We start from the raw sequence: 367 nt of genomic DNA on the forward strand, positions 1-367 counted from the left end.
TTCAGGTCACCGGGGCCGGGTTGAACAGCACCAGCGCGTTATGCAACTGCCACTGCTCGGCCCAGGTCTTTTTGCGGCCGCTGGCGACATCGAGCATCAGCCTGAACATCTCCCAGCCTATGTCTTCGATCGTGGCCTCGCCGTCGGCAATGCGTCCGGCGTTGATATCCATCAGATCGTGCCAGCGCCGCGCCAGGTCGCTGCGCGTGGCCACCTTGATCACCGGAACCTGTGCCAGGCCGTAAGGCGTGCCGCGGCCCGTGGTGAAGACATGCAGGTTCATGCCGGCCGCCAGCTGCAGCGTGCCGCAGATGAAGTCGCTGGCCGGCGTGGCCGCATAGACCAGACCCTGGCTGATGTCGCGATC

At 65.1% G+C, this 367-nt stretch carries 1 pseudogene; it reads right to left on the reverse strand.

What is annotated here, in order from left to right:
* Position 1: 1 nt before the first annotated feature.
* Positions 2–367, reverse strand: a pseudogene (garD, locus tag AAIL67_RS24745) (galactarate dehydratase); the annotation flags it as partial.

The organism is Comamonas sp. A7-5, from assembly GCF_039581385.1.
Classification (GTDB): Bacteria; Pseudomonadota; Gammaproteobacteria; order Burkholderiales; family Burkholderiaceae_C; genus Comamonas; species Comamonas thiooxydans.